Here is an 18,762-nt window from a genome sequence, read left to right on the forward strand (position 1 = left end):
TTAAGTCACTTTATTCCGTACATATACAGGTTGCGCTTCAGCAGCTGAAAGCGGTTTTTGCCCAGAACTCTGAGCAAACTGAATCATGGCTGCTGCAGAAGGGTTCATAGTTATTTTATCACTGATGTGGGACTTAATTTCTGAAGTAAAATCATTCCAATATAGATCTATTCCCACTCCTGCAAGAATTACTGAGTGATTCTCAGGGAGGTGAAGCTCTTTAACTGGATTAACGTGCTCCCCTGCTTCCCACTGATTCTCAGCAAAATAAGCCCAATACACCTCATGCATACGTGCATCTAACACCGTCAATACCGATATATGGTTTGTTTGTTTTTGCTGGCGAACTGACCAAGCAATTGCGGCAAGGCTACTCACAGGAATCAATTGCAAGTCATTCGCATAAGCCAAACCTTTTGCAATACTGCATGCGATGCGTAAACCGGTAAAACTACCAGGGCCTCGACCAAATACTATGCCGTCTAGCTGATTCATTTGTAAACCAGCGTTCACCATCAACTTATCGATCATCGGTACAATAAATTGTGCATGTGTTTTTTGATTATTTTGTTCTTCACAAAATAACTCTTCCCCAGTAAACAAAGCCACGCTAGCAGTCTCTGTAGATGTATCAATCGCTAACAGTTTCATAATCCAGCTCTAATTCTTTAATAAAGTTAAGTACCTTTTGTTCATCGCGAGTTTTCGGTAATTGAGGTAAGCTGGCCAAAATACGACCACCGTAATCTCTGCTGGTCAAGCGAGGGTCCGCAATCATTAAAACACCTTTATCTGTATTATCACGAATTAAACGTCCTACACCTTGTTTTAAAGCAATGACTGCTCCAGGTAAAGATAACTCGTCAAAACCCGACAGGCCTTTTTCCTTTAAATAAGCCATTCTCCCACGAACTACCGGATCCGCTGGGCTAGAAAAGGGTAATTTATCAATAATAACACATGAAAGAGCTTCACCTTTAACATCCACGCCTTCCCAAAAAGTTGCAGTCCCCAATAAAACGGCATTGCCCAATTGCCTAAAACGCTCAAGTAAAATGGGTTTTGCTTCGGTTCCCTGAATTAATAAGGGATATTTTAAAATATTGCCCATCATTTGAGCAACTTGTTTTAACGCTTTATGACTGGTAAACAGAACAAAGCAACGCCCGCCCAGAGCTTCAATTAGAGGAATAGCACGAGATACTAATAATTCATAATAAGTTGAATCCTTAGGATCAGGTAATCCTCTGGGCAAGTATAATAATGCTTGTTGTCGATAATCAAAAGGACTCGGCAATAATAGAGTCTTGGCTTCAAACAATCCTAAAGGCTTACAAAAACAATCAAACGAATCTGCTATGGTTAAAGTTGCGGACGTAAATACATACGTACTGTCTTGGCGCTTGAGTAGCTCACTAAATGGTTCAGCCACATCATAAGGAGTAACATGAAAAACTAGCGTATGTTTAAAGCGTTCGAGCCAACGTATTTTATTATTACTATCTTGAGTAAAAAATAATAAGACCCGAGTTAACTCCAGCAAACGTTCTTTACAACGCGCAAGACCTGGGAATTCGGCAAGTGAGAGGTCACTGAAGCACTCCAACACCTTGTCTTTTAATGCTAACCACTCATTCCACACACTCATAAATGATTTGTTATTTTTTAATTCTTCCCAGCTTATTCGATCATCTATTCCCGGCAAGCTAGTCAACAACTCATCCATTAACGTATCTGCTTTATGACTTAATGCTTTTAAAGGTTGATTTGCAAGATCTACAGCAGGCCATTCCTTAATAAGATCATCTAATAAATCACGAAATTGACGCGTGCCAATTCGCTCGCCATTAAAATGCGTGGCTATTTCAGCCAGCTGATGTGCCTCATCAAAAATAATTACATCCACACCCGGCAATAACTCTCCAAATCCCTCTTCTTTCAAGCGTGAATCAGCAAAAAAGAGATGATGATTTATCACGACTACATCCGCATCCAACGCACGTTTACGAGCCTTGAGCAAAAAACAGGTATCATGATTTGCGCATTCAATACCCAAACAATTATCTACAGTTGAAGTCACAAAAGGCCAAACCGGAGAGTCTTCACTTAACTCAGGTAATTCAGATCGATCACCGTTTTTCATTTGCGATAATTTACTGCGAACATGTGCGATTTCGTGGGCACATTGTGGGCTTTGAAATTGCCCTTCTTCAGAGTGCAACTCCACACGATATTGACATATATAATTCGATCGCCCTTTGAGATTTTGGATGCGCGCAGATAGGCCCAAAGCTCTTACTAAAGTGGGTAAATCTTTTTGATAGAGTTGATCTTGTAGTGTTTTGGTTGCTGTAGAAATTAGCGCTTTTTTTCCGCTTAACAAACAAGGAAGTAGGTAGGCAAAAGTCTTACCAGTTCCAGTCCCTGCTTCAGCAATTAAAATTGACTTATCTTCAATTGCTGTAGCAATTGCTACAGCCAAATCGGACTGTGGCTTTCGCGCCACAAATCCAGGAATGGCAGTGGAAAGTCTTCCTTTTTCACTGAGATATCGCTGACAAGATTCAGCAAGCGAATTGATTTCTACCACTCTTTTTGTAAGTATTGAAGTTTATCCTTAACCTCTTCCCAATCTTTGGCGTCAGGCGGTCCATCTTTTTTAGCAGTAATATTAGGCCATGTTTTAGCGAGTTCCGCATTTAATTCTTTAAATTGCTGTTGTTCGGAAGTTAAATCATCTTCAGAAACAATTGCATTGACTGGACATTCAGGTTCGCACAACGCACAATCAATGCATTCATCAGGATGAATCACCAAAAAGTTCGGTCCCTCGTAAAAACAATCCACAGGACATACTTCAACACAATCAGTGTATTTGCACTTGATACAACTTTCTGTTACTACAAAAGTCATGATAACCCTTTCTTATACTGGAAATAGTCAATATTAAATCATAAAACAGACTATTTAAGATAGTAGTTTTCTTAGGAATTACATCCTCTCAAAGGCTCTTGATAAGCTAAAATACGGAACGACTTTGTTATAAATTTTTGAAAAGTCGATTTGATGCAATTATTACCTTCCCTACTCATATTTCTTGAAAGATAAAGAGGACTATGTTGTAATTTTACGCAATTTTTCAAATTACTGATGGGATTGATATTTAAAGTTTCAGTAATTTATTTCTAAACTTCTCAAAAAAGAAATGAATTTCTCATATTAAAAATATTAACTCTATCTTTTCTGATTTTTTGACGTTGGAGTACCCCCATGGGATTAAGAGTAGAACCAATTAGCGCGAAACACCGAAGGCTAAGAAGATTAATACAAGAATTTAATAAAATACCAGCCGAAGATGTAGTTCAACGTTTATTTCAATTACAGAAGATCAATTATTCCATCAATTCAACCCCTATATTTGAGGGTGAGTACAAGTGGCTCGCAGCAACCGATAAAGATAGTTGGCAAGCTCATCTGAAAGCTTTTGGCATAAATCCTGACGGCTCGTTTTTTTTTAAAGGATTTCAATTTGCAAAAGCAGTAGCACAGCAAATAGATGCATCTGAAATAAAGGTGATGGAATCCCGAGAAGATCTCTATGAGCTGATGCAAAAACGTGACACATTATTAAAAAGTAATGAACCGTTTTCCCAAGTAAAATCGCAATTTTTGGCAATAAGTTATCGTCTTAATCAATTGGCTGAAAAGGATACCATTCTGAAAAAAAGCCTGGATGAGCATAAGCAAATTTTACGCCTTGCCAAAAGAAAAATTAGTGCAATCAAAGGCGAAAGTGATCTGCAAAGCTCTGAGTATAAAACAGAACCTCTAGGCGAGAAACATGTCAATAATTACAATTTCAAATTCAAAATGAAACGTTGGAAAGATCTTGTGATTCGAGTAGAAGATAGAAACGATTTGGGTTTCGAACAAGATCTCCATTCTTTTCCTGTAGCAAAGTATTTCATCAATGATGCTGCTCTGTTTATGATGCAATTCAAAACAGAAGATAATAAAGAAATTGAATACAAACCTGTTGTAATAAGTCAATTTGCTGAACAGGGAAGTTTGGTTGACGTCGCGAAAAAATTAAAGGGACAGTCACAACAAACCATTGCGGCAATAACTAAATATTATTTCAGTCAGATTAATGACTTTTGCCTTAAACTTCAACAAGCCGGTGCTTATCATCCAGATATCAAATTAACTAATTTTTTGGTCCACAAGAACAAACTGCTGGTGAGCGATCGCAAAACTTTTGTTCGCTCTCCAAAACCACTTGCCAATGACCTGCGCAGCACTCCGCGATATGCTCCCCCGCAATATCTTGCCTGTCTCGATGATGAATGTGAAAATTACACACCTACAGCGCGGACGACACGAATTGACGTAAAACAATTAATGTCCTATCAGATAGGTAAAGCCCTCAAAGAATTTCTGATCGTGACCCAACTTAGTAGATTACCAGAGAAATCCCGTGAGGAAAAAGGTAATGTTCTTGCTCATTTTCATAAACCCTATCGTGCCGTAACTAACTTGACCATCCTTGTTGACGAACTAACGCGTTTTGAAGAAGGGAAAAGGCTTACTATCGAACAGTTCCAAAGATTACTCCCCTATATTAATCATGAGACCGACTTTTTCTATCAACAACTTGAACAGGAACTGTCTGCGAAAAGTTTAGGTATTGAGCAAGAGTTACATGAGGTTAAAAAACTTCTATATTTCCAGGAGCTTGAAGGTATAAACTATTTAGAACGAGCAAACGTAGTTTTTTCTGCCATTTCAGACCGTTATCCTAGCGAGCCGCGTTTAAACTATATTGCGGAAAAGTTAGCAACCAAATGTTATCAAAATTATTCGAAAAAATATTTCTCTGAAATTTCTCAAGCAATTGAAACCGCCCTTTTTACCCAGGATTGGAACTCTGCAAGTTGGTGGCGACAAATGATCCATACTCTCTCCTTTGGCTTTTTCAGAGTTGCAAGAGTAACCACGGCAGACAAGATCGAAATTTCACTCGATTTTAATGATCAAAACTTTCAAACTCATTTTATTCAATTTGAATTCTTACCCGCAGAAGAACTTGATAGTTTGGGCCTCACTGAAGCAAAAAACTTTAAAGAATACTTTAAGGTCCATTTGGATGAGATACGAGAATTAAATAACAAGGAATCAATCTGCGAGGAGGAGGAAGCTATAGATGAAACCGAAGTAACCAAAGTTTCCCAATCCCATATGCTTAAAAAAGAAAAGGAAGAGGCAGAGGAATCAGATGAGGATCTCTTACCCTCTGAAACTAGAATTATAAATGATGTTGCTACGAAAAAGGATACTAAAAATTCAGAAGAAGACTCTACTTCCATACAAAGCTCTGCTGCTGTACCTCCCACTGAACCCCAAAAGGTTGCGTCTCCAACTGAAGAAAAAACGCAGCATACCAGGAAGGATTCAGTTACTCTTGCAGAAAATTATAGATTTTTCCAGGCACTTGCAAAGGCCTATAAGGACGTAGGCGACCCACAAAGAAAATCTGCCCACCGAGTCCCCTCCACGCTTTTTCGAGGCGAGATAGGCTCGCGCCATCCAAGAGTTGAGGACATTTTTAAAACAAACAGCCCAGAACACGTAAGTGTTAATGCACGTAATTAAATGACAACAAGGGGCTCAAGGAAGAGCGCTTACTCTCCAAAACTTATTTTAAGATTTAAAACCCAATAAAAAGACCCTTCCACTAAGTTATTGTAATTTAATATAGTTTTCATCTTTATTTGTATTGATTATTATACGTAAATCCCTAAAGTATTTTTTGACCAAAAATAAAAAAATTGTCTATATTATAAATAGGTCAAATTGGTTTTATAAGGATGTAACCAATGGAGTTGGAGCAAAAAAACAGGATTATTAAACGTTTTTTAAAAGAAAAAAGTGAAAATCCTGTTGCAGTAAAAATGCAAAATATGGATCGGACGCTGTATACCGATTTTGAAAAATTATTAGATCATATCGATCTTCATCATAATGGTTTATTTAACCTGCAAACCCTGGAAACAGACCCAGATCAGTGGCGTGAGTTTTGTGGCATCATTAAATATTCTACTACTTTTGAAAAAGGGGGCTCCCCTCCTCTATTAAAAAGCGTTGATCTCAAAAAAGCTGAAGAAGGCATACGTTATACCCGGAATGCCCATGAAATTCTTCAATTACCCAAAGATGACTACTACGAACGCCCAACGTATATTCCTCAAAATATAGATACTGAGTTAGAACATTTAATAGTTAGCTGTAGAGCAAAACTTTATACCCTGACCCAGACCTTTCCAGACGCTAAACCCTTTGACGCATCAAACTCAATACATATAACATCATTAATCCAACGGTATGAGGAAGAAATAGAGCGATTATCTAATGATAAATCACAAAGAGAAAAGTTAGAAAAAAAATTAAATATACTTTTGGATCTCAATAAAATAAACGAATTAAAGCGAATTAATGTTCCACAAGATAATGGAACAGAACTTTACTATTGCACCCTCCAAGAAAACGTAGGCGGTGTAACCGAAAAAATCTCGTTAATTAGTCTTTGGACTGTAAACGAACAGTTGCGTCGTCTTTGTGCGAAAGAGGACGGTTTCAGCATTGAGGATTATCACACTGAAAGAGAGCTCTATAAGCTCAGCACCGAAGCCATTATAAAATTACCCAAACACGGTGATATTAAAGAAGTTCAACATGAGGCTATGGCACTAAATATTTCCCGATTACTTGGATTAGATACGACGGCCACAACTACAATTTTCCATAATGGACACCCTGCCTTATTTATCCCTTTTTCAGAGATTCGTTTACTTAGCGAGTTTTCTTTAGGAAAATCATTCTATGCATGGTTAGCAGGAAAAACTTATACACATTATTCAACGATTAAACCCCTAGGTGAAGGAATTCAATCGGATTGTTTTATTAATGATTTTGGGAACGCTCTTGGTTTGCTTTATCTATGTAGTGATACCGATACAATTGGTGGCAACTGTCAAAACAAGGCTTTAAAAACAGCAAAATCACTTTTTATTTTTGATCAATCGCTTATGGATACACACAAATTTATTCTTGATTCACGCTTGTGTTTGATACCCGTAGAATTTTTTAAAAAACATACTCGCCATGGTTTAGGACGCAATCGTACTATCATTGAAGATTCCTCAATGAGTTCCAAATTTCAAAGCATCATGCAATTACGCTCCATAGGCGAAAAACTGAGTCAATATCTCACTCATGTCGCATGGCAACATCAAAAACAACAAAACCGGATTAAACGCCAATTTAAAAAGCAATTAAGCCTCGAAAAACAAAGCCAATTAACAACTAATCTGAGCGACTTGATCGTGCTTGAAAAAGACGCAGAGATACTCCGAACTCGAATTATGGAGCGTCTTAAGTACATCGACGAAATGCTGCCGCAAACAAGCGGTAATGTAGGTATTTTAGAGATTAGACAAGTCTTAATTTTTGAAAAGTTACTGCATAATCCTATATTATTCAGTGATGATGGTCGTCCATTTAAATATCCATGGACTTACAGACAACTGAATAAAATTAAGAAAATAGAAGACCTAGGTGATAACTTAATCCAATTAACTTTTAGTGATAAGGTTTCTTCACTTCTGTTGGATTTTATTAAGCGACGTGGTGGGGGTGAATCTATTACGAGTACCTCTTCTAAAACAATAACTCTAACTAAAGTTCATCTAGCAGCTTTAAGAGAGGATTTGCTTCATCCCGAACATAGACTGGTACTGGATCTTTCTACAAACTATTTGGATCCAGCGGATTTGGATCTCATCAAGGAAGCATATAAAGCCGGAAATAGAACTTATATTATGAACACGATTTCAACGTATCGTGAAAAAATGAATTCTTCAATTCCTATTGATGAACAGTTGAAATGCATCACGGAAACCGAGAAACACCTCAAAGAACATATTGATAGGGCTTATGATAAAGGTTTTGGCATGCATCTCCTTAAAAAATTCTTTTTTGACGCGCAACAACAACTACAAAAGCTAATGATTCCTTCAAAAATCCCAAAAAATCTAAGTGCAGCATTTATTGCCGCATTGAAGCTGGATAGAGTATCTGAATTTAATGCTGTAGTATTAGAAGCAGTAAGGCAAGATAAAATAACAAATCCGGAATTCACAGACTTTCTGGACGAATGCATCCTCAGAGTGGAAACTGCAACCAATTACACTGAAGCACAACATGAAAGTCGAATGCTCTCTGACTCTGCGAAAACAGTGATATTGAAATTGGAAGCACTGTTAATGCCTTGGATGCACGTTTTAACAACAAGTTTGTTTCAAAATGAATCGAATCAAACTGAATCCAATGAAATCAATGAAACAAAGGAAGAGAAGAAAGAAGATGAGTGGATAACACAATCATCATCAAACTCATCAGCATTGGATATGAGACAAGAAGAACAACTAAGTATGTCGTGTAATTGAAGTCAAGGAGACTTGTTTACTAAAATGCAGTTAATGGAGCTACTATGCCTATACATGAAAGACGTCAACATTTTCGGGTAGAAGATCATATTTATTTTAACTACCGAATTATGGAACCAGGGGAACTGTGTCCTGATCGCGCAGTTGTAGATCAACTTTTAGGAAAAAATGGACAGCGATATCTTGAGGCAGCACATTATTTTCAAGAAATTGATTATGAGTTGGCAGAGTTGACCCAAGTCATTGCCCTCAAAGAACCAACAGTAGCCCATTACCTGAACCTACTCAACGCCAAAATAGATTATTTATCACGACAAATGTTAATGACAAATACCATTCAACTGCGCAAAGTCAATATCAGTTTAGGTGGAATGGCATTTAAAACTCCAGATCTCATTAAAGAGAAAACTCTTTTAAAATTAGTCATCTATACAAAACCCAAAATGATACCCATAATCGTTGAAGGAACTGTAGTCTATAGTCAGTACCAAAACGAACATAATTATCGTACAGCAGTATGCTTTAATGGATTAACGAATGAACAGGAGCAAATTTTATCCCAACATATTTTACTGGCGCAGGCAAAACACCGGTCCGACTAAAAATATATATTTTTAACTACACAAATGCCGAATAATACGTAAACTATGCAACGTTTATAGGTTGGAAATAAGAGGCAAAATATGACCAGAATAGTACATTGCTGTAAGTTAAAACAAGAATCCGAAGGTTTATTAAAACCCCCCTTTCCTGGTGCATTAGGAGAACGGATTTATAACGAAGTATCAAAACAAGCTTGGAATATGTGGTTATCCCATCAAACCATGATCATCAATGAATACCGTCTCAATTTAATGGAAGCTAAAGCCCGTGAGTTTTTAAAAGAAGAAATGCAAAAATATTTTTTTGGTGACGGCTCTGAAAAACCAGCAGGTTACACCCCTGAATAATTCAAAACGAATAAATATTTAAATCCCGTTATAAGGTCGGGCTGAACTATCCCACCAGCTACCCTGTTATTTGTTTTTTGGTATTTGCTAATTGTTAATTCTATTCTTATAAAATTTCCTACGTCCTGCGGGCTTGTCCGCGGGATCCAGAACTAAATGGATTTGTACTTAATCGATTAGCAAGCATATAAGTTTCCAAGAAAAAGCGTCAGAATAAATGATAGTGCTCTTAAAAAGTCCAAAGGCAAAAATAATTTTCAAAAACCTCCCTTTACTCCAAAACACTGAGCAAATACAACACAAATAAGAAGATCCCTCCCAACTTGATCGAGAATAATCCATAAAGCATTCATTTAGAACTTAAATAAGGACAACTATTAACCATAAATCGAACAAAAAACATAAAGTGTAAAATAAAGTATTCCTTAGTACTTAAATGTAAAACCCAATCTCCAAAAAAAAATGATTTTTTTTAAAAAAAAATGCATTCAACACTTGACTCAAAACGCTTCTCGGAGTCTAATAGCAACCCTCGGGGCCAGATAGCTCAGTCGGTAGAGCAGAGGACTGAAAATCCTCGTGTCGGCAGTTCGATTCTGCCTCTGGCCACCATGAGAACCGAGTATAATCAATAAGTTGCAATCGATTTACCCTACCCTAAAGAAAGCATAGTTTTCTTGGAGCACTAATAAAAAAGGATTTATTCCTTTATGATGCTGCTCAAAATATTAAATGTAATTGATCCTTCTGTAATGCTCATGGAAACTACCTAGAGAAATTGGGCTTGATATTGGAAGTTTCTGGTGGTGAGGAGCTAAATCAAGACATAACTAGTCCAGACGCACCATTTTAACAGGAGCCATTATTTTTTCCATAGATTCATTTTTAGACAAAGAGTCTCGAATTACCCTGAAATTTATATGGCTCGGTTGACTAAATGCATCAATAATTTGCAAAGTATTCTTACTATGATTCCTTTCTTCTGATTTATTTATTTTATCCTTGATTTGTATAATAGCGGCGGCAATTTTTTGATCATCTGAATAATCCATACCCTCAATAATAGCGCGTATGTCTTGAATAATAGTAGGAATAGTACCATCTCGTCCTTTCATTAAATCATCATTATTTAATACTGCGCTTACAGCGAAAATGTTTTGCTCTCTCTCACTAGTAGGAATTTTAATAATATTACCCCTAACTTTTAATTGATCCGGAAGAGCATTAGTTGGAGATAACGAGGAAGTTATTCTAGTTTCTTCTATCTGAGGTACATTTAATGCAGTTGAGGTTGTCGGCTTTTCAATCTCTTTATATAAAGGCAAGTCACTTATTACTTCACTCGCTATAAGAGTTCTTTCGAAGTTGTCAATTTCTAATTCCATTTCGTCTAATACGTCGGGAAGATTTTGTAAGGCAATTAATTCTTCTTCGCTCAATTCTCGAGTCAAATTAGGTTGGTCTATTTCTTTACAAATTTTGACAATATCTAAAAAATTAGAGTTTACTTTTTGTATATCGATTCTCAAACGCATATCATCTGGTTTTCTAATTTCATCGTTAAATTGTATAAATTCTTTAATAATTTGATCTATGACTAAAGGATTTTGATTAATGTATTGCCTAAATTCAGGGATAGCGAGTAGTGTAGTTTTTAATAAGACAGTTCTTTCAATTTTATCTGCAACAAGTTGTTCTCTCAGTGCCTCTGAACTAACAGTTGCGTTTGCTATTTCGATATAATTAAGGTCATCAATAAGAATGCGTTTCAGAAAAGTATAGTATTTTTGTGAGATAAAATGTTCATTATGAACTAATTCATCAACATCTAATAATTTTGGTGGATATTCATGGACAAAGCTTGCGGGGCCTGCGTCTTTTAATTTTGGGAAGTTAATTATATCATGTGCAGTAATAATAAATTGACTTTTAGTAGGTATATCCATTTGCTGGGATAAAACAGGATATGTACTTTCACCATGATCTATTTTAACCGAAATTATCTCACCTTCCCTATTACGTCCAAACCCAAAATTTTCTGCGTTTAAATCGTTTTCTTCTTCGCAATAAGCTGCAACTAAAATTTGTGGAAACTTGAATTTAATAAAATCTTCGGTACTTATTCCTACCTTGTTATTCTGTTTATAATAGCTGTAAAATGATAAATACTCAGGAATAAGTTTTGAGACGGCAGCAATGGTAACATTTGAATCATCATGAACTCCCCTCACTTTCGCAGCATGTTCTCCGAGTAGCATGCGATAACATAAGCCATTAAAAGCTTCTATTTCACTATAGTTAGAATCTAGGGCTTCTTTGTATATATAAGAGCGATCTGGATGTTTTTTTTCCTCTTTTCTTTTAACAATAGAAATCTCAGAGGTAGACTTTTCTATCTCATTAGGTTCCTGTTGTTTTGTGAATAAGCCTGCACTCTTACTTTTATAAGCCTTTTTTTTATGTTTCATTTTATGCGCATTATTTAGCGTATCCTTATATAATTATATTAGCTAATGCCCAAATTTCCATGTTATGTCTCAGAAGGCAAAATCCCCTTCGCTACCTTTACAGACTGTATTTGGGAGTTGAGAATATTCTCAGTCTGCATCAAAAACCACTGCAGTTTAAGGTTTCAGCAAAGCTCAATGAATGAAGAAACCGAAATTCAAATGAATATAAACGACCTGCTACTCATGCTTAAAGTGGAAAGAAATACTCGGTTTTTCCTTAATTTGTTCCGAAGGATCTTCTTGGGTAGTCACTTTTTTTATTGTCTGTAAGGTTTGCTTTGATAACTGTGGTGAATTTGATAACTCATCGTAACTTTGTGGTTCCGAAGCTACACTCGGCTGTCTTCCAGGTCTTGAGTTTTTTAGTTCCAAAAGCCGTGCTTTAGATCCCTGACTAGGCCTTTCAGTTACTTCTTCATTGAACGCATCAAGAGGAACCCATGGTTTCTCTTGTTCAAGCCTTACCTCTTCAAGTTTATCACTTGGGAAAGCAGGTTTTTGTATAGGGAAACCATCACATGGAATCCAAGATTTATGGGGTTCTGACATCAGTGCCTCAGGTTTTTCTTGTGTGGGGAATGCATCCAGTGGAACCCAAGGTTTACCTGGCTTAGGCGGCTCCTCAGTTTGATCCGTGGATTTCTCCGGAGGTTTGTAAGAAGAAACCAATTCCTCCATGGGTCTAAAGTCGTGTAAATTTTCTATTAGTAATTGATAGGGAATAGATCCCTTCCCTTGTTCTTTAAGGGTCTCGGCATCGTTACCCTGTGCTGGTTTATAGGGAACTTTATCTCTAACGGGATTCACATCGCCATCTAAAATGGCTTGACGAAAGATAATATGAGGAGTTAGTGGTAAATCACTTGTTGCCCTATGTTCACCAGCTTTGGAGTGGTATAAGACATTTTCGATTTCTTTGCATACTTGGGTGATTTCAGATAAATACTGAGGATTAGTGGCTTGTTCGTCATTGAGATAGATAACAAAGGGGTTATTTTGTTGTCGAAGTGCCTCTGGACTCAAATCTTCTTTATGATTCCTCATTACATCATAGGTTTTATAGGTGATAATCGAACCTTTTTTTATTGCTCTATTGAGTATCGTATGAACTTGATCTTCAACCTCCGGAAATACCTTTGGATCAACGCTGACATGTAGCTTATATCTGTCATGTAGCTCACGTCGACGATCTGTATTTTGAAAATAATGCCAGTTATAGTTATTCTTTTGACTAAGATGTTCATTGTAGTTTTTTTTATCCCGATAATCGATACGAGTATTAGGATTAAATTCAGGATTAGGCATAAATCACCTCAACGATTTACATGGAAAGTCACACCAGTTTTCTCAGTACTTTGTTGAGAAGTAACTGCTGGTGTTACCGTTGGAGTACCTTGGCTTTTCAAGGTTTGCATTTGATCTTTCATTGACTGCGCTGGGTTTACTTCCCCACCCTGAGGATGCGCTACATGACCGGACTTTTGTTGTATTTGCTCACTTTGTTTTATCTGTGATTGGAAACCTCTAATATCATCCACTAGGAGCGAAGCATATTGTCGCATAAAATTTAGGGGACCGTTCTTTTGACAAGAATTCTTGGTGATCTTTTTGTATTGTTTCAATGGCTTCAGAACTGTTCGCATTCAGTTTTCTCACAAGACCTATTTTTTCCATGAGCCGATCATTTATGAACACTTATCCTTTTTTTATGTTCTTACTGAACTCGGTAGAATACAAAGCCCCCTCCAGAGACATTTTCAAAATTTTTCTTGTAATTAAAATGCCTTTATGGTTTGTAATAGTTTGAAATTTTCCTGGAGTAGCGCCTTTTTTGTCAAAAGCATAAAAGAAAGAAAAAAGCCTTCTGGTGAACCGGTATTTAATCTGTCATATAAACATTGACGAATTTATAAGGCAGTTTTTTTATGTCCTGAGGATCTTTTAAGTCAGAGGATTTTGCAAATTGGTATTTCCAGGTTCTTCTAATGATTAGAATCTGGAAATTTGCGCCAATATAAAATGCTTCAAAAAGTAAGCATGAAAAATTAAAATTTTTAACCAGAATGAATAATATTTTGAAGTAGAGATTCCAGGCCAGTTTTTCTAAAGTGGTTTCCTTATAATAATTCTCAAAAATCCAAATCTATTGGCATTTTTTGGGGATCAAAATTAATAATTTTTTTAGTGTCACACTGTTTAAACACTATTTTTTCTTTTGCTATCCCTTTGCATATAAGGATATTTCCATATTTATCGTAGATGAGCAAAGTAAACTCGCTTGCAACGGTTTTGCTAAAATTTTCATCTTTCATCAATACATGATATCCATTAGGGTTATTTACACCTCTCATTTTCTTTAAAATACATTCCGCTAATTCAGTACCAAGCTTATTTTCATCTTCATAACAATGATTCATCATTTGGATTAGAAATTCAGGTGAGGATGCAGTTTCCTCTGCATGTACTAATAGGGGGAACAAGAATGACACCATTAAGACAATAAATCTCATAGAAACAATCCTTTGTAATCCTAAAGTTTTAAACTTAATCATAAATGCCTTATTTCGTCAACTTAAGATTAATAAAAAAGGTGAGTCTGATTGGGGCTCTTGCATGTAGTAAAAAGATTGAATCAGAAACCATTTAATCTATAAAATCCCTGCAGCAAACCTATTTACAAATTAGGTTTAGTAGAGCGGTTTAGTTTAATGCTTAAAATAACGACTAAATAACTCTAGCGCTAGAGGTTTAGAGAGATCATTAAATAGATCTTGTGCCGTATATTGAATGAGCATTTCTCTTCCCTCCTCGGTTCTATTAGGATAAATTCTTTTTATACTTTCAAAATAATTTTTTAAGGAAAAATCCATATCGAGAGTTATATTGTTTTTTTGGGGAATAAAGCTACGATTTAAGCGCATAGGAGAATTGCTAAATTGTTTGAGAAGAGATTTCTTTTTTACAATCAATTTATTTTTATCGCCGCATATTTCATCGATAAGTTTGAATTTTAGAGCTTCTTGTGCATTCCATATTTTTCCTGATAAAAAGGGAAAAATTGCCAGATTCCCCATTCTAGGAATTAAATAGGGCAAACTAACAGAAGGTTTGAGACCAATTTTTCTTTCTGGATAACTAAATTTTGCATTTGGAGCCGCAATAGAATAGTCACAGAGTGCGGCAAGTGTAGCACCTGCACCGAAGGCATAACCTTTAATAAAACCTAAAATAGGTTTATTTACCGCAGCAATAGCATCGAGCATTCGTGCAAAATCGAGACAAAATTTTAAACCTTTACCAAATTCTAACCCTTGAAAAATTTCTTTAATATTGATCCCACTACAAAAATTATTTCCCTGTGCCGATAAAGAAATGACTGAAATATCCTTCCTCATTTTTAATTGATGAAATACGCTAGTTATTTCAATTTGCATCTCATTATTTAAAATATTCAGGGGAGGGGCGGCTAATTGTACCCAGGCTTTATCATTAAAAATATGAACTTTCAGAAAGTGAAAAGAGAACTGAATTGAAGATTGATGTTTTACTATTTTCGGCGCATTAGAAAGCATCATACTATCTTCCATCACCAGGCCCATAACCATATGCAGGAACACTTTTTAAATTAGTATAGAAGATAATAGGAAATCTGCTGCTCATTGGATTGCCAATACTTACAATTAACCTAACATTCGCTATAAAAGGAAAAACTAGGAAGCATCTTACTATTGCAACCCATGTAAGGATTCATTTATGGTTTTGTAATCAAATTCAAAGCCATTCTCGAGTAATCTTTTCGGAGATACACGTTCTGAGTCAGTTAATATAACTGAGGATTCGCCAATGAGTAATTTTAAAACTGCTCCTGGCAGTGGTATCCCGAGTCCGGATTTAACCCATCGTAACTCCTTCAAAATCTCAGAATTAGTACAAGCTTGCGGAGCGGTTATGTTTATTGCTCCATCTCTGATTTTGTCATTGTTAGCAATAAACTCAATGGCTTTGACAACGTCTTTAACATGCACATAAGGAACAAATTGATCACCAGAACCAAATCTCCCTGCACCAAAGAATCCTGAGTATCTATAATAGGGCAAAAGACCACCCTCATTCGATAACACATGTCCAAGTCTTAAATTAACTACAGGGCAATTTGCTTTATTTGCTCTATTTTCAATTTCCTTACAGACATCCACTCTGAATTTAGTTCCAGGATCACTACCTGGGACTGATTCACTTTCTTCAGTTAAAAGGGTATCGCCCGCATTTCCATAAAACCCCACAGCAGACGCTTGCAGATACTTTAACGGTTTTTCGCGAGCTTTATCAATATTGCGAATTATGGTATCAATGACCCGAAAGCGAGATTCTGCTATATTTGATTTAACAGTAGAGGTCCATTTTTTTGCGCCTGGATTTTCGCCACTCAAATTTAATATAATTGTGTTTTTATCAATTAGCTCAGACCAATCCTCATCAATTTGTCTGACTTTGACCCCTTCAATATTTATTTGGGTATCTGAAGAGCGACTTAAACAATATACATCATATCCTTTTTTGATAAACTCCAAACAGGCTTCTTTTCCGATCATTCCAGAGCCACCGGCTATAATTACTCGTTTATTCTTCCCAACATCCATTCTGTTCACTTGGAAATGACCATAGTAATGCAATAAAGTGCCAATCATAGGAAAAGAAACTTTGCCATCAAACTTCCATCCTTTTTCTGTTGGCTTTTCGATCCACTCTGATTTGGGTAATAGAAAAGTAGGTAAAGGTATTTTAAATGAATCAAAAAATGTTATACCTTGAGATTCATATTTTAACGAATTATCGGGTTGTAGCTGTATTTTATAAATAAACCGAAACGCTTTATCTAGCCCTCCTCCTATGCCTTCACTTAAATGCATTTGTCGATTAAAGCCACTGTAGAGTGAATGTGTGGTTGAATATGTTTTCTGCTTGGGCGTTTTATAGCCAAATACCCTGTTCCAACGTTGCACATCTTTAGATAAATTAATTACTTCAGCGTAAAATGGTTGCTGGCACATGTCCCTAGGAAAACCTGCAACATAGCCTATTATTTTTGCTAAAGAGGTCGGCTTTTCTACAGTGACTACCCCTACCCCACTACCGCCAATGCGAGACGTTTTAAAATCTTTTATCTGATTGTCAAGTAAATGAGTCTGTGGAAAAGCTCTTCCAAAGACAGATGAGGACTCATTATCAGTTATCGATAATGAAGGAACCTGCCAGTATGGTGACTTCGTTGATCCACCAAGGCTGTAAGATACTAAATATTCAAATATCCCCTGTTGCAATGAAGGAAAAAAGTGACTACCGGTACGCATAGCGCCGTTTCTTAACATTTTCAGAAATGAATTTTGAACTTGGCCGGTGGAAGCTACCAAATCAGCGATACTCTGAACTGTTTTAGCCCGTGGTTTTCGTTCTTGTTCGTATTCTGTGATGCCCTGTAAATAATCAACTCGATCCAATTTAGATGCCAAGCACGCTGCATCTTCGATACATAAGCCTGCCCCCTGGGCTATATTTGGTGCGGTAGCATGAGCGGAATCTCCCATAAGCACGATCCGATTATCTCGTGATGTCCAGGGAAACTGTTCCACTCCTTCAATTTTAGCTATATCAGTTCTAATTATTTCAGTGGTCGAATTGATTAATTCCTGGTAATCCACTGCGACATCACCAGAGTCCGTGCGCACAGGCCTCCATTCCCTAACCAAATCTTGCAAAAATCTCTTAGTATTCTCGTCTACTAACCGAACGCCCTTAATTGGCGATAGATACTTGTGATTTTCTTGGGTTTTAACAGCGATAAACCAAAAGATGTTGGGAGCTTTTAGTGGCACATAACCAAACCGAACTTCATGCTTGCCGTACTTTTTGGATTGGTAAGTTCCCCATGTTTCGAATGATGAGGACCACCATTTATGTTGGGAATCCATTGGGAGCTTCACATTTGCACGAAAATAAGTATAACCCAGATCTGTTTCATGGACTGGGGGTAATTTTAATTCAGACATCAGACAATTTCGTATTTTTGAATGGATGCCATCACAGGCGATTAGTAAATCTCCTTTATATGATGTACCCCCATCAAGAGTAACTACCACCTCATCTTTATCTCTTTTATATCCATTGATTTTCTGTGATGTAATGATTTCAACATCGTCTCTATTTTTTAAACCTTCCAATAGCATATTGATTAAATCATCGCGATTTAAACATTGAACAGGAAATCGGTTTCCAAAATCATCGTTTGCTCTAGCCAAAATCCTTCCCTCTGAATCTCGATAGCTTGGAAAAGGCATGGGAAAACCAAATTTTTGAATGAATTGTTGATAGTTTGGTATATAGTTCAACACCAACTGACTAGGAGGCCAAAGACCAATACCGCCACCAATACTGTCTTGGGTGTTATTCAAATTGGGTCGTGAGTCGAATAGGGTAATGTGAAATTTTACATCTTTACCAATACGGACTAATAAATTAGCCAAGGTTAAGCCCGATATACCCCCACCTGATATTAGGACATGAACTACTTTACGCACTTTCTCTACCCCCAATACTATATGAGTTGTTAATTATACAAAATAACTTTGGAATGACCAAAAATTTACCGAACTCATTAATCCTCCCACAACCTAAAGCAAATACATCGAGGCTACATAACTGCGAACAGAGGTGAGGTCTGTTATTGAATAAGTAGTGGCCTTGTACACCTACCAATAGCATAAACCTGAACCAATCTTCTCAAAAATCATACTATATTTT

Annotated in this window: 13 protein-coding genes and 1 tRNA gene; 5 read left to right on the forward strand and 9 right to left on the reverse strand. The window is 36.6% G+C overall.

The genetic code is table 11. From position 1 onward, the window contains the following. The 3 genes from tsaB to fdxA are packed head-to-tail and all read right to left on the reverse strand — an operon-like array spanning position 1 to position 2,913. Positions 1–651, reverse strand: coding sequence for a tRNA (adenosine(37)-N6)-threonylcarbamoyltransferase complex dimerization subunit type 1 TsaB (gene tsaB, locus HBNCFIEN_RS10065; protein ID WP_182390964.1), 651 nt, complete (start codon positions 649–651; stop codon positions 1–3). Further along, the gene (locus HBNCFIEN_RS10070; RefSeq protein WP_182390965.1) at positions 632–2,590 is read right to left on the reverse strand and encodes an ATP-dependent DNA helicase; all 1,959 of its coding nucleotides are present in this window, start codon (positions 2,588–2,590) and stop codon (positions 632–634) included. The genes tsaB and HBNCFIEN_RS10070 overlap by 20 nt, the downstream gene beginning before the upstream one ends. Then, complete coding sequence (gene fdxA / locus HBNCFIEN_RS10075; RefSeq protein ID WP_182390966.1) at positions 2,584–2,913, reverse strand: ferredoxin FdxA; 330 nt, start codon at positions 2,911–2,913, stop codon at positions 2,584–2,586. Before fdxA ends, HBNCFIEN_RS10070 begins: the two co-directional genes overlap by 7 nt. Before the next feature lie 357 nt (positions 2,914–3,270). On the opposite strand from fdxA, the gene legK7 reads away from it, so the two are divergent. The 5 genes from legK7 (at position 3,271) to HBNCFIEN_RS10100 (ending at position 10,066) form a co-directional block, all read left to right on the forward strand. Then, positions 3,271–5,652, forward strand: coding sequence for a LegK7 family Dot/Icm T4SS effector kinase (legK7, locus tag HBNCFIEN_RS10080; protein WP_182390967.1), 2,382 nt, complete (start codon positions 3,271–3,273; stop codon positions 5,650–5,652). A gap of 224 nt (positions 5,653–5,876) precedes the next feature. Beyond that, positions 5,877–8,504, forward strand: a complete 2,628-nt coding sequence (locus HBNCFIEN_RS10085; RefSeq protein ID WP_182390968.1) for a hypothetical protein — start codon at positions 5,877–5,879, stop codon at positions 8,502–8,504. A 44-nt stretch (positions 8,505–8,548) separates the two neighbouring features. Beyond that, positions 8,549–9,106, forward strand: a complete 558-nt coding sequence (locus HBNCFIEN_RS10090; RefSeq protein ID WP_182390969.1) for a PilZ domain-containing protein — start codon at positions 8,549–8,551, stop codon at positions 9,104–9,106. Positions 9,107–9,187: 81 nt separating this feature from the next. Next, the gene (locus tag HBNCFIEN_RS10095; protein WP_182390970.1) at positions 9,188–9,454 is read left to right on the forward strand and encodes an oxidative damage protection protein; all 267 of its coding nucleotides are present in this window, start codon (positions 9,188–9,190) and stop codon (positions 9,452–9,454) included. Positions 9,455–9,990: 536 nt separating this feature from the next. Beyond that, a tRNA-Phe gene (locus HBNCFIEN_RS10100) sits at positions 9,991–10,066 on the forward strand. A gap of 218 nt (positions 10,067–10,284) precedes the next feature. Here HBNCFIEN_RS10100 and HBNCFIEN_RS10105 read toward each other — a convergent pair. The 6 genes from HBNCFIEN_RS10105 to HBNCFIEN_RS10130 all read right to left on the reverse strand — a co-directional run bounded on the left by HBNCFIEN_RS10105 (position 10,285) and on the right by HBNCFIEN_RS10130 (position 18,539). After that, the gene (locus HBNCFIEN_RS10105; RefSeq protein WP_182390971.1) at positions 10,285–11,922 is read right to left on the reverse strand and encodes a hypothetical protein; all 1,638 of its coding nucleotides are present in this window, start codon (positions 11,920–11,922) and stop codon (positions 10,285–10,287) included. Positions 11,923–12,141: 219 nt separating this feature from the next. Further along, entirely contained in the window at positions 12,142–13,269 is a 1,128-nt protein-coding gene (locus tag HBNCFIEN_RS10110; RefSeq protein ID WP_182390972.1) for a hypothetical protein, read from the reverse strand. Positions 13,270–13,277: 8 nt separating this feature from the next. Further along, positions 13,278–13,607 (reverse strand): hypothetical protein, encoded by a 330-nt coding sequence (locus HBNCFIEN_RS10115; RefSeq protein WP_182390973.1) that lies wholly within the window; start codon positions 13,605–13,607, stop codon positions 13,278–13,280. Positions 13,608–14,093: 486 nt separating this feature from the next. Continuing rightward, positions 14,094–14,516, reverse strand: coding sequence for a hypothetical protein (locus tag HBNCFIEN_RS10120; protein ID WP_255464187.1), 423 nt, complete (start codon positions 14,514–14,516; stop codon positions 14,094–14,096). A gap of 153 nt (positions 14,517–14,669) precedes the next feature. Continuing rightward, the gene (locus HBNCFIEN_RS10125) at positions 14,670–15,539 is read right to left on the reverse strand and encodes an enoyl-CoA hydratase/isomerase family protein (protein ID WP_182390974.1); all 870 of its coding nucleotides are present in this window, start codon (positions 15,537–15,539) and stop codon (positions 14,670–14,672) included. A gap of 150 nt (positions 15,540–15,689) precedes the next feature. Continuing rightward, positions 15,690–18,539, reverse strand: a complete 2,850-nt coding sequence (locus HBNCFIEN_RS10130; protein ID WP_182390975.1) for a TIGR01777 family oxidoreductase — start codon at positions 18,537–18,539, stop codon at positions 15,690–15,692. Between the last annotated feature and the right edge of the window lie 223 nt (positions 18,540–18,762).

Origin of the sequence: Legionella sp. PC997 (genome assembly GCF_014109825.1) — a bacterium.
Taxonomy (GTDB): Bacteria; Pseudomonadota; Gammaproteobacteria; order Legionellales; family Legionellaceae; genus Legionella.